We start from the raw sequence: 12,445 nt of genomic DNA, 5'->3' as shown, positions 1-12,445 counted from the left end.
ATGAGTACGCCACTTCTTACCATTAAGGATCTCAGTATTGCCTTTCGCCAGGGTAGCGTGCAGCAACAGGTGGTTAATCGCCTGTCACTGTCGCTGGAAGCTGGCGAAACACTGGCGCTGGTGGGGGAATCAGGATCCGGCAAAAGCGTCACCGCACTCTCCGTTATGCGACTGCTGCCAACGCCGCCTGCCCTATACACCGGCGGTGAGATTCATTTCGGCGGTCACAATGTGCTGCAGGCCGATGAACGCACTCTGCGCGGACTGCGCGGCAACCGGATGGCAATGATTTTTCAGGAACCGATGGTGTCGCTGAATCCGCTGCACAGCATTGAAAAACAGCTGTATGAAGTGCTGTCACTGCATCGCGGCATGCGCAAAGAAGCCGCGCGCGGTGAAATGCTTAACTGTCTCGATCGCGTCGGCATTCGCAACGCCAAAAGTCGTCTGAATGATTATCCCCATCAGTTATCCGGCGGTGAGCGCCAGCGCGTGATGATCGCCATGGCATTGCTGACTCAGCCGGAACTGCTGATCGCAGATGAGCCGACCACCGCGCTGGATGTCACGGTGCAGGCGCAGATCCTGAAACTGCTGCAAGAGCTGAAGCAGGAGCTGAATATGGGGCTGCTGTTTATTACCCATAATCTGAATATTGTGCGTCAGCTGGCAGATAACGTTACGGTGATGCAAAACGGCGAGGTCGTGGAGCAGAGCAGCACTCACCAGCTGTTTAACGCCCCGCAGCACAGCTACACGCAAAAATTGCTGGATGCCGAACCGGAAGGCCGCCCTTCCCCGGCAGATAGTGCAAAAGCGCCGCTGCTGCGCGTGGAAAACTTACAGGTCTCTTTTCCCATTAAACGCGGTCTGTTACGCCGGGTTGTCGATCACCATCATGCACTGAAAGCGCTGAGTTTTGAGTTACGACCGGGGGAGAGCCTCGGGCTGGTGGGTGAGTCAGGATCGGGAAAAAGCACCACCGGGCTGGCGTTGCTGCGCCTGATACAGTCCCGGGGCGATATCTGGTTTGATGGCCAGCCGATTCACGGCTGGAACCGCAAGCAGATGCTTGCAGTGCGTCCGCGTATCCAGGTGGTGTTCCAGGATCCCAACTCGTCGCTGAATCCACGGCTGAACGTGACGCAAATTATTGCCGAAGGATTACAGGTGCATCGCCCGCAGCTGTCGGAAGCGCAGCGCGATCAGCAGGTGATCGCGGCGATGCAGGAAGTAGGACTCGATCCTGCCAGCCGTCATCGCTATCCGGCGGAATTCTCCGGCGGTCAGCGTCAGCGTATTGCCATTGCGCGCGCGCTGATCCTGCAGCCAGAGCTGATTATTCTTGATGAACCGACCTCTTCGCTCGATCGCTCGGTGCAAAAACAGATTCTGACGTTGCTGAAAGATTTACAGCACCAGCATCGGCTGGCGTATGTGTTTATCAGCCACGATCTGCAGGTGGTGCGATCATTATGTCATCAGGTTGTGGTGCTGCGTCAGGGAGAGGTGGTGGAACAGGGCGACTGCGAGCAGATTTTTGCCGCACCACAACAGGAATATACCCGCCAGTTGCTGGCGCTGGCCTGAGCGGGTTTCAGAAAGGATTGCTGGCGGAAAAGGCTTCGGCAATGGCGACGCCCTGATTTTTCAGGCGGCAGTTGGTCGCGCTTTCATCATTGCGATGCACAAACAGGCAAGGTTCGCCTTGCCATTCCACTACCGCGCATTCCACCTGGATTTCGTTCAGCGCCGTTTTTAATATCTGCATGATATCCCACGCCGACTCGCCGTTATGGCTTAATAATTTCAGGCCAATCAGGTCGTTATCATTGGTTAATCCGCTGATCTCCAGTGGCTCAATGGTTCCGCCACTCAGACCAGACGACCAGCGATAGCTTTGCGGCAGGCGATGGACAACTGAAAGCTGTAACCTATTCAAATCAAATCCCCAGAACGTTGAGCAAGAGATACGGCTGTCTGGCTGCGTGAAGCAGCGACCCGAATCCCTGGTCAGCAACTGCAATAAGCATCAATGCAAACCGTCGCGTTTTTAAACATTTCATATTTACGAGGTCGTTTTTGAGAGTTAGCTCTCATTTTATTGTTATATGTACCGCGTTCATAAAGTGATCACAACCCTTATTGCTGCAATATTGTTACTTTTATATGCGCTAAATTTCACAATAAAGCAACATTACTGTTACGGAATAGCGGAATAAAGGCGGGATGGGCGGCGAGTTATGATGTTTTTGTCGGGGCGGCGTTCTCGCCGCCCCCAGACAATGCCATCGCCGACGATATTTACGCGGTATGCCGTGGCCGGCTGGCATAGAGGAAAAGCAGCAGCGAGACTGTGGCGCACAGCGCAATCGCCCACACCATCGGCCAGGCGCTGGTAAAGGTCGCATTCGACAACAGCATGCCTGCCAGTGCGCCAACACCAAAACGCAAAGTGCCCGCCAGTGACGACGCGGTGCCCGCGATATGCGGAAATTCGTCGAGGATCACCGCCATCGCATTGGAGGAGACCATCGACACGCAGCCGATAAACATCGCCACGCCAAATACCAGCGGCAGAAAGCCGAGATTCAATGCACTGACCACCAGCAACCAGATGCCCATCGCAAACTGAATCAGCAGGCCGAAGCGGAACATCGCCAGCGGGCCAAAACGGCGCACCGAGCGGCTGTTAATCAGTGTCATCACAAACAGGAAGACAATATTCAGTGCAAAGTAATAACCAAAGTGCTGCGGCGAAATATGGTTGATTTCGATATAAACGAAAGGTCCGGCGTTAAGAAACGAAAACAGACCGGCAAAGGAGAAGCCACTGGCCAGCATATAGCTGAAGGCGCGCTTATGGCGGAACAGTGAGAGAAAGTTACCCAGCATGGTGCGCAGATGAAATTTCTGGCGCTTCTCCGGCGGCAGCGTCTCTTTGATTTGCGTGACAACCAGCACCGTGGTCACCACCGCAGCGGCAGAAATCACCCAAAAAATAGCGTGCCAGCTCCAGAACAGCAGCAACCAGCCGCCGACAATCGGCGCCAGCAGCGGCGCGATGGTGGTGACCAGCATCACAAATGACATCATGCGCGAAAACTCCTCTTTCGAGTAGCTGTCACGCATCAGGGCGCTGATCACCACGCTGCCTGCGGCCGCCGACAGACCATGCAGCAGACGCATATTGATCAACTGATCGATGGTTTGCGACATGGCGCAGGCTGCGGCGGCAATGGCGAAGATCAGAGTGCCGAACGTAATCACCGGCTTACGGCCAAAGCTGTCAGCCATCGGACCATAAAACAGTTGCCCCAGGGCAAAACCCATAATGTAAATGTTAAGCGTCATCTGTACGCTGCCCGCCGATACGCCAAACTCTTTGGCGATTTGCGGCAGTGCCGGCAGATACATATCGATTGATAACGGCATCAACATGGCCAACAGGCCGAGAATAACCACTAATCCCAGTGAAGAGTTCTTATCCTTCCGCACCCATTGCCCCTTACTTGTTATTATTTGCGATTAACCGCAGTGCCCGTTATCAGCACGGGCGGCGAGAACACCGCCCCTACAAATGACGCTATGAAATTTTGTAGGGGAGCCGTTAACGGCTCCCGTCTGAATGGCAGGCACAATGTAAATCTTCAGCAAGGGCGGCGAGAACGCCGCCCTTACATTGGTATCACTACACTGGCAATCTCTTCAGCAGTCAGCGCGCGGTATTCACCCGGCTCCAGATCGTCATCCAGCGCAATTTCGCCGATGCGCTCACGATGCAACGCCACCACCCGGTTGCCCACTGCGGCAAACATGCGTTTTACCTGATGATAACGCCCTTCACTAATGGTCAGACGTACCTGGTGCTCGCCGATCACTTCCAGCGTCGCGGGTCTGGTCAGGTTTTTCTCGTTATGCAGCTGGACGCCATCGGCAAACTGCTGCGCCGTATCATCAGCCAGCGGCAGCTCCAGCGTCACCAGATAGGTTTTCTCACAGTGATGGCGCGGAGAGGTAATGCGATGTGACCACTGACCATCATCGGTCATCAGCACCAGACCGGTGGTATCAATATCCAGTCGCCCTGCAGCATGCAATTTGTAAGCGGTCGGCTCTTCGAGGAAGTACAGCACCGTAGGATGATCGGGATCGTCCGTCGAGCAGACATAGCCTTCAGGTTTATTCAGCATAAAATAGCGCGGTCCGAACTGCTGTTGTAACGGATTGCCGTCATATTCAACCTGGTGCTCGGGTTCCAGCTTAAACGAAGTGTCACGCACAATTTCGCCATCAATGGTCACGCGTTTCGCGCGAATTTCGCGTGCGGCGATTGCCCGGCTAATTTCCAGTTGCTGAGATAAAAATTTATCGAGTCGCATTAAATCTGCTTTGCCTGTGTTCTTGAAATGAAATCCGACGTCATCTTACGATAACGTTTGAAAAGCGCCTGCGCGCCCGGGAAGGTATTGCTGAACAGTATAGCGACTGTTAAGCGCGCCTGACAGAGGGGATCGCACCGTTCAGCGGCTTTCATGGCATAATGCGACCCTGTTTCCACAATCGTACCTTGTTATGTCGTTTACTCTTCGTCCTTATCAGCAGGAAGCAGTGGATGCCACGCTCACTTACTTCCGTGGCTCTCAGCAACCGGCAGTGATTGTGCTGCCTACCGGCGCGGGCAAAAGCCTGGTGATTGCCGAACTGGCAAGGCTGGCGCGTGGACGGGTGCTGGTGCTGGCCCATGTGAAAGAGCTGGTGGCGCAGAATCACAGCAAATATCAGGCTTACGGGCTGGATGCCGATATCTTTGCCGCCGGACTGCAACGTAAAGAGAGCCACAGCAAAGTGGTGTTTGGCAGCGTACAGTCAGTGGCGCGTAATCTGGCGCAATTTGACAGCGCGTTTTCGCTGCTGATTGTCGATGAATGCCACCGTATCAGCGACGATGACGACAGCCAGTATCGTCAAATCCTTACTCATCTGCGTCAGCATAATCCGCAGCTGCGCCTGCTGGGGCTGACCGCTACTCCTTACCGGCTGGGTAAAGGCTGGATCTATCAGTTCCACTATCACGGTATGGTGCGCGGTGATGAAAAGGCGCTGTTTCGTGACTGCATTTATGAATTACCGCTGCGCTATATGATTAAGCATGGCTTCCTGGTGCCGCCAGAACGGCTGGATATGCCGGTAGTGCAATACGATTTCAGTCGCCTGAGCGCGCAGGCAAATGGCCTGTTTAGTGAAGCCGATCTTAATCGCGAACTGAAACAGCAGCAGCGCGTGACGCCGCATATTATTCAGCAGATTGTTGAGTTCGCTGCCGACCGCAAAGGGGTGATGATCTTTGCCGCTACCGTCGAACATGCTAAAGAGATCCTGGGTCTTTTGCCGGATGGCAAAGCTTTAATCAGCGCCGACACCCCGGCGGCGGAGCGCGACGCCACGATTACCGCGTTTAAAGCGCAGCAGCTGCGCTTTATGGTTAATGTGGCGGTGCTGACTACCGGTTTTGACGCCCCTCATGTCGATTTGATTGCTATTCTGCGCCCTACCGAGTCCGTCAGCCTGTATCAGCAGATCGTTGGCCGCGGTTTACGCCTGTGTGAAGGGAAAAGCGACTGTCTGATACTCGACTATGCCGGCAATCCGCACGATCTCTACACCCCGGAAGTGGGCGCGCCAAAAGGCAAAAGCGACAATCAGCCGGTGCAGGTGTTCTGCCCTGCCTGCGGCTTTGCCAATACCTTCTGGGGCAAAGCCACCGCCGATGGCACCATCATTGAACACTTTGGCCGTCGTTGTCAGGGCGTGATGGAAGATGACGACGGCGAGCGCGAGCAGTGCGACTACCGTTTTCGCTTTAAAAGCTGTCCGCACTGCAATGCCGGGAACGATATCGCCGCACGCCGCTGCCATCAGTGCGACGCGGTGCTGGTTGATCCTGACGATATGCTAAAGGCCGCGCTAAAGCTGAAAGATGCGCTGGTGCTGCGCTGCGGCGGGATGGAGCTGACGCACGGCAGCGATGAAAAAGGCGAATGGCTGAAAGCCAGTTATTTTGACGAAGATGGCACCAGCGTGAGCGAGCGTTTCCGCTTAAAAAGCGCAGCGCAACGTAAGGCTTTTGAACAGCTGTTTATGCGTCCGCATCAGCGCGCGCCGGGCGTACCGCTCGGCTGGCAGACCGCCGCTGATGTGGTGGCGCTGCAACCGCTGTTGCGCCACCCTGATTTTGTTGTCGCCCGTCAGCAGCGCCATTTCTGGCAGGTGCGAGAGAAAATTTTTGATTATCAGGGCCGCTTCCGTCGCGCCAACGAGCTGCGTTAGCGACAGTATTGTTTGCCCGCACCGGCAAACGCGGCTATAATGCCGCCCGCTTTTGCGAAAGCCTGAGCGACTATAGTACGAACAATCCAACCTGTTACTGGGTCGCCTGTAGCAGGAACATTTATTGAATGAGAAATAACAATGTTCACTATCAATGCAGAAGTACGTAAAGAGCAGGGTAAGGGTGCGAGCCGCCGCCTGCGTACAGCTAACAAATTCCCGGCAATCATTTATGGTGGCGCGGAAGCAGCTGTAGCTATCGAACTGGATCATGACTCTGTGATGAACCAGCAGACCAAACCAGGCTTCTACGATGAAGTTCTGAACCTGGTTGTTGATGGCAAAGAAGTTAAAGTTAAGATCCAGGCTGTTCAGCGTCACCCGTTCAAGCCTAAACTGCACCACATCGACTTCGTTCGCGCTTAATCGCTTACGAGTTGAAGAAAAAACGCCGCATATGCGGCGTTTTTTTTTGCCTTATTTACCGCCAGTGCGGCGCTGCAGCTGATCGCGCAGATTAGGCGGCGTGCCTTTGATGGTCAGCGTATCGGTCGCCGGATCCCAGAAAATGCGCTCACCCAACAGCATAGCGTCAAAATTCAGGGTTAATCCACCGCCGCTGCCGGCAAATTTGGTCAGCTGACGCAGGGTGCTGCGGTCCGCCGGGAAGGTCTCTTCCAGCTCATAGCCCTGATCCTGCGTAAACGCCTGGAAACTCTTCTCACCTAATGGCGGCAGTTCGTTGGAGAGCTCTTCCAGCGCAATCTCTTCACCGGCCTGCAACTGCTCATTGCAGTAGCTGTAAACCTGCTGGCGATAGTTCTGGCGCTCGCCTTTATCCAGCTCGGACTCCGCGCAGTAGTCATCCACTGCCTGCAACAGACCACGGTTCTGCGCCTTGGTATCCAGACCGACGCTGGCACCGAGGAAATCCATAAAGAAGTCGGCGACTTTACGCCCCACGCGTCCGCGCAGGAAAGTCAGATAACGGGTCGATTGCGGATTGGTTTCCCACTCGGTCAGATCGATACGCGCCACAATATCCGCATGGTTAATATCGAGGTAGTGCGTGGAGCTGATATCCAGCTCTTCATTTACACGCATACTGTTCTGACTGCTCAGTACCGCAATCAGCAGATACTCCACCGCCAGGTAGCGATAGTGGCAGAACAGCACCACGCCGCCTTCGGCAAACGGATATTTGGCCAGTTCATCACGCAGGCGTCCGGTGGCGGCGCGGCTAAAAGCGAGAAAATCATCCTCGCCTTTGCGACAGTTACGCAGCGCATCGGCCAGCTCGCTCTCTTCGTTAAACAAGCCGTAGGCTTTGCTTTTGGCGCTATAAACGCGGTGTAACTCCTCCACCATCGCCTCAACCGTGGCGTTAGCAGGCAGCAGTGACGCGCGCAAAACCAGCTCCAGCGTCTGTTCATCGCGCTTAATCAGCTGGTGAAGGGCAATCTGCTCGATATCCAGACTCATGGTAAACTCTCCTTAATGGCTCAGGCGCGTATTCAATCACTGCGCGCCGTCGCGATCAACCAGCATTAACATAGTGCTTACGATAAAAATGCGGAAAAAATCGCGCTGATACGGTAAGATACCGCCCTTTAATACTTGAATAATTCGACGTTATGCCACAATCATCCCGTTATAGTGACGAACGCGTGGAGAAAATCCTCGCAGAAATGGTCCAGGTGCTGGAAAAAAACCAGACGCCAACCGATCTTTCCCTGATGATCCTGGGAAATATGGTGACCAATTTAATCAATACCAGCGTGGCGCCCGCACAACGCCATGTGCTGGCACGTTCCTTCGCTGATGCACTTCAGGCTTCTGTTCGCGAAGATAAAGCCCATTAATGCGATGATCCAGACCCCATTATGGTAACCAACCGGCAGCGCTACCGTGAAAAAGTCTCCCAGATGATTAGCTGGGGGCACTGGTTCGCTCTGTTTAATATCATTTTTGCCTTTATCTTAGGCAGCCGCTTCCTGTTGCTTGCCGACTGGCCTTCATCGCTGGGCGGTCGTATTTACGCCTTTACCAGCTGGATTGGTCACTTCAGCTTTCTGGTGTTCGCCGGTTATCTGCTGATTATCTTCCCGCTGACGTTTATTGTGATGTCGCAACGGCTGATGAGGCTCCTCTCCGCCATTGTCGCCACCGCCGGGATGACACTGCTGCTGGTCGACAGCGCGGTGTTCAGCCGTTTCCATCTGCACCTTAATCCGGTGGTGTGGGAACTGGTGGTCAATCCCGATCAGAGTGAAATGGCGCGTGACTGGCAGCTGATGTTTATCAGCCTGCCGCTGATTTTCCTGGTGGAGATGCTGTTTGCCACCTGGAGCTGGCAGAAGCTGCGCAGTCTGAATCGCCGCAGCTTCGGTAAGCCGCTGGCGGCGCTGTTTATCTCCGCCTTCTTTACCAGCCATCTGATGTATATCTGGGCTGATGCCAACTTCTATCGCCCAATTACCATGCAGCGCGCTAACCTGCCGCTCTCCTATCCGATGACCGCACGTCGCTTCCTTGAGAAGCATGGTTTGCTGGATGCGCAGGAGTATCAGCGTCGTCTGGTGCAGCAGGGGAATCCGGAAGCACTGTCGGTGGCCTATCCGTTAAGCGATATCAGCTTCCGTGACAGCGGCACGCGCAATAATCTGTTAGTGATTACCGTCGATGGTCTTAATGAAGCGACCATGGCGAATGCGCTGCCTAATCTGCAGCAGTTTGCGCAGCAAAACGTACGCTTCAGCCAGCACTTTAGCGCTGGCAGCTCGGATGATGCCGGACTGTTTGGCCTGTTCTACGGTATCTCACCAAGCTATATGGATGGTGTACTGTCCTCGCGTATCCCGTCAGCGCTGATGAATGCACTGAGTCAGCAGGGTTATCAGTTTGGCCTGTTTGCCTCGGATGGCTTCAGTTCACCGCTTTACCGTCAGGCACTGCTGGCAGATTTCTCCCTGCCCTCTTCCGAGAATCAGCCAAACACGCAAACCACCAGGCAGTGGCAGCAGTGGCTGGATGGCCAGAAAGAAAATAGCGCGCCATGGTTCTCCTATATCTCTTACGATGGTCTGAGCGATCTGGCGGATAATGGTCAGGATAGCAACCGTCGTTATCTGCGCGGCGCGGCGCGGGTCGATCAACAGATTCAGCAAGTGCTGGATCGCTTAAAAGAGAAAGATCTGCTGAAAAACACCGTGGTGGTGATTACCGCCCAACGCGGTGTGTCGCTGGATGACAATGACAGTGACGGCAACCGTGCGCGGTTACAGGTACCGCTGGTGGTGCACTGGCCCAATACGCCAGCGCAGCAGGTTAATAAACTGACCGACCATCAGGATGTAATGACCACGCTGATGCAACGCCTGCTACATGTCAGTACCGCGCCTGGTGAGTATTCACAAGGTGAGGATCTGTTTGCTGCGCAGCGCCGTCATAACTGGGTGGCCAGCACAGAAGATCGTCAGCTGGTGATCACCACGCCGCAGACCACGTTGATCCTTGATAATAACGGCAGCTATCAGGCATTTGATCAGAATGGCAAGCCGCTGAAGGACCATAAACCACAGCTGGCGTTGTTGTTACAGGTGCTGACGGAAGAGAAAAGATTCATTGCTAACTGATTATTTTTAAAGCGGTTAACGCATCAGTAGCTTGCAATCAAAAACGAAAACGGTACTATTATTGTACTGTGTCGGCACGTAGCGCAGCCTGGTAGCGCACGGTCATGGGGTGTCCGGGGTCGGAGGTTCAAATCCTCTCGTGCCGACCAAATTATCCCAACGTTTTGTCTGGTGATGTCCAGAGAAAACCATAAAAAACAGTTTAAACAGTGCGTTGTTGAAACCTGCTGTTTTATGTTGTCTAGTGAAATCCTGATTGATACAGTGGAATCCACCTGATTTAGGCATACCCATGGGCATACGTTTCTAAAACTGCCTTTTTGATATGCCTAAGCCTTCCAAGGAACAGAATGGAGACTGCTCATGGCAAGACAGACCAAGCCCCTAGACAATACCGAAGTTAAGAACGCTAAAGCTACTGAGCGGGCATTGGTTCTTTATGATGGGGACGGTCTGGAGTTGCAGGTAACATCCTAAGGCTCAAACTCTGGCGTTTTTGTTACACAAACCCTTTACTCGCAAACGAGCCATGATCAGCCTTGACTCATACCCTTCCGTTTCGCTTTCCGAAGCCCGCCAGAATTGTGAAACAGCCCGCGCTCTTCTCAGCAAAGACATCGATCCTCAAGAGTACAAAAAGGCGGAGCAGCTTCGTCAGAAGAGTGTGTGTGCAAGTACTTTTGAAAAAGTTGCAGCGGAGTGGTTTAAGACCAAAGAGGCAGCCGGATTAGCGACTCACACTCTTAACGATATCTGGCGTTCAATGAGTAAATATGTGTTCCCACATATCGGCTCTGTACCCATTTCTGGCATTACTGGCCAACAGTTCATTAGAGCCTTAGAACCCACACATGCAGCAGGAAGACTCGAAACCGTAAAACGGTTAAGTCAGCGTATCAATGAGGTTATGGATTACGCTTTGAACTCTGGCTTAGTCACTTCAAACCCAGCAGCAAAAATCGGTAAAACATTCCATAAGCCAAAGGTAAAACACCGCCCCGCCCTCTTACCTGAACAGCTACCTCTGCTTATGACAACTATCGCATTTGCAGGTATTGGCAGACAGACGCGCTGTCAGCAGCTGCTTACAATGACACGGCCAGCAGAAGCTGCTGTGACACGCTGGGATGAGATCAACTTTGAGGCAAAGGAGTGGCGTATACCTGCTGGACGCATGAAAATGAAGCGGGAGCATGTCGTTCCGTTGTCAGAGCAGGCACTTGCAGTATTGGAAGTTATGAAGCCTATCAGCCTACATAGACCGCATGTTTTTCCTGGTTACCGCAATCTGCTGGAACCAATGAACAGTCAGACAGCCAATATGGCCCTTAAGCGAATGGGCTTAAAGGATCTGCTTGTAGCACATGGAATGCGTTCCGCCCTGAATGAGAAAGGGTTTCCACCTGACGTGATAGAGGCAGCACTGACTCACATTGATACTAATGAAGTCAGGAGAGCCTATAACCGTTCTCAGTATCTTGATCAACGAAGAGAAATGATGTCTTGGTGGGGCAAACATGTTGAACTGTCAGCAAGCGGTAATTATAGCTTTTCCTCTGGCTTAGATTAAAACCAAGAGTGTAATCGAGGAATAATCCAAGGTAATCATTTAAAAGCCAAATCAAATCAGCAGTAAACGACACATGTTAATCAGATTTAGCATTAAACTAAACAGTAAAGATACTGTTAACCAAGACCTGAGGACAATAGTATTAAATACCACAAAAGGAAGTTTGCGGGCATTGCTTCGAAACCAAGACTGTGATCAAAAGGCGTTATTGAGCAAAAATGAACCGCCAACAATGCGAACTTATCTTTAATCATCTCTGTAAAACATTTTTCTACATGTAAACCAGTGAGTTAGGTAATCGCTCAATAGTTATTTTTATTGTAATATTATGGAGTTTCTGGAAAATAAAATATAAAAAAGCCCCGAAAGGCTTTTTTTATATTATGTACTTCTTAGGAACGTAACTATGGTTTGGAATTTTTACTAGGTTTTACCTTTGGGTTATTTCCCGGAGTTTTTTTGTTATCACGTTGGCGCTGATCAGGTTGTCCTGTTGAATCAGCAATTCGCTTTGGACCAGGCTTAAGTGCCATAGTAATTATCCTTTGAACGTTTAAGAGGGAAACCCTCCTATTTAAAATATGCTCAACTATTAGCTATATCAAGAGATCTTTTTTACAAACTGAAGGGTACTTGATCATTGTCTAATTATTAATAGTCTCTAGCAAGATAAACATGGATAGTACTAATGGTAAATTTCGTTTCGGCTGGGATAAGCTCTGATTACCGCGTTGCTTGTCTGTTGGATTGCACTCGCATACAGCCAAGTTTAAGTCATAGCAAATCTGAGTAGTGAACCAACATACCTAGAGTTATACGTAACTCGCTTCTAGCATCACTACCAAGTCGTCGAAATTCCTTCTCGGAATTCAACAATAAAATCATCAAGTTAATCAATAATTTGTGCAGG

General features: G+C 52.0%; 9 protein-coding genes, 1 tRNA gene and 1 pseudogene. 7 read left to right on the top strand and 4 right to left on the bottom strand.

Translation table 11 applies throughout. From position 1 onward, the window contains the following. Nucleotides 1-1,590 (top strand): microcin C ABC transporter ATP-binding protein YejF, encoded by a 1,590-nt coding sequence (gene yejF, locus N5923_RS14695; RefSeq protein WP_267142515.1) that lies wholly within the window; start codon nucleotides 1-3, stop codon nucleotides 1,588-1,590. A gap of 7 nt (nucleotides 1,591-1,597) precedes the next feature. On the opposite strand, the gene N5923_RS14690 is transcribed toward yejF, so the two are convergent. The 3 genes from N5923_RS14690 to rsuA form a co-directional block, all read right to left on the bottom strand. Continuing rightward, nucleotides 1,598-1,942, bottom strand: coding sequence for a YejG family protein (locus N5923_RS14690; protein WP_267142514.1), 345 nt, complete (start codon nucleotides 1,940-1,942; stop codon nucleotides 1,598-1,600). A gap of 362 nt (nucleotides 1,943-2,304) precedes the next feature. Then, nucleotides 2,305-3,498: a Bcr/CflA family multidrug efflux MFS transporter gene (locus N5923_RS14685; RefSeq protein WP_267142513.1), complete on the bottom strand. Its 1,194-nt coding sequence runs from the start codon at nucleotides 3,496-3,498 to the stop codon at nucleotides 2,305-2,307. Between the two features lie 179 nt (nucleotides 3,499-3,677). After that, nucleotides 3,678-4,382 carry a 16S rRNA pseudouridine(516) synthase RsuA gene (gene rsuA, locus N5923_RS14680; RefSeq protein ID WP_267142512.1) on the bottom strand — a complete coding sequence of 235 codons (705 nt, stop codon included), beginning with the start codon at nucleotides 4,380-4,382 and terminating at the stop codon, nucleotides 3,678-3,680. A 193-nt stretch (nucleotides 4,383-4,575) separates the two neighbouring features. On the opposite strand from rsuA, the gene N5923_RS14675 reads away from it, so the two are divergent. Together N5923_RS14675 and rplY are read left to right on the top strand one after the other, a co-directional pair. Continuing rightward, entirely contained in the window at nucleotides 4,576-6,330 is a 1,755-nt protein-coding gene (locus N5923_RS14675) for a DEAD/DEAH box helicase (RefSeq protein ID WP_267142511.1), read from the top strand. A gap of 141 nt (nucleotides 6,331-6,471) precedes the next feature. After that, nucleotides 6,472-6,756 carry a 50S ribosomal protein L25 gene (gene rplY, locus N5923_RS14670; protein WP_267142510.1) on the top strand — a complete coding sequence of 95 codons (285 nt, stop codon included), beginning with the start codon at nucleotides 6,472-6,474 and terminating at the stop codon, nucleotides 6,754-6,756. Between the two features lie 51 nt (nucleotides 6,757-6,807). On the opposite strand, the gene yejK is transcribed toward rplY, so the two are convergent. Beyond that, the gene (gene yejK, locus N5923_RS14665) at nucleotides 6,808-7,812 is read right to left on the bottom strand and encodes a nucleoid-associated protein YejK (protein WP_267142509.1); all 1,005 of its coding nucleotides are present in this window, start codon (nucleotides 7,810-7,812) and stop codon (nucleotides 6,808-6,810) included. A 152-nt stretch (nucleotides 7,813-7,964) separates the two neighbouring features. On the opposite strand from yejK, the gene N5923_RS14660 reads away from it, so the two are divergent. The 4 genes and pseudogenes from N5923_RS14660 to N5923_RS14645 all read left to right on the top strand — a co-directional run bounded on the left by N5923_RS14660 (nucleotide 7,965) and on the right by N5923_RS14645 (nucleotide 11,535). Next, nucleotides 7,965-8,192 (top strand): YejL family protein, encoded by a 228-nt coding sequence (locus N5923_RS14660; protein WP_267142508.1) that lies wholly within the window; start codon nucleotides 7,965-7,967, stop codon nucleotides 8,190-8,192. 21 nt (nucleotides 8,193-8,213) lie between these two features. Then, nucleotides 8,214-9,965, top strand: coding sequence for an LPS biosynthesis-modulating metalloenzyme YejM (yejM, locus tag N5923_RS14655; RefSeq protein ID WP_267142507.1), 1,752 nt, complete (start codon nucleotides 8,214-8,216; stop codon nucleotides 9,963-9,965). Nucleotides 9,966-10,037: 72 nt separating this feature from the next. Continuing rightward, nucleotides 10,038-10,114 (top strand) — tRNA-Pro (locus N5923_RS14650). 214 nt (nucleotides 10,115-10,328) lie between these two features. Further along, a pseudogene (locus N5923_RS14645) lies at nucleotides 10,329-11,535 on the top strand (integrase domain-containing protein). The last annotated feature ends 910 nt before the right edge of the window (nucleotides 11,536-12,445 follow it).

Source organism: Winslowiella arboricola, from assembly GCF_025527015.1.
In the GTDB taxonomy this organism is placed as follows: Bacteria; Pseudomonadota; Gammaproteobacteria; order Enterobacterales; family Enterobacteriaceae; genus Erwinia; species Erwinia arboricola.
The sequence above is the reverse complement of the archived record's forward strand: the minus strand, read 5'-3'. Positions and strand labels throughout refer to the sequence as shown.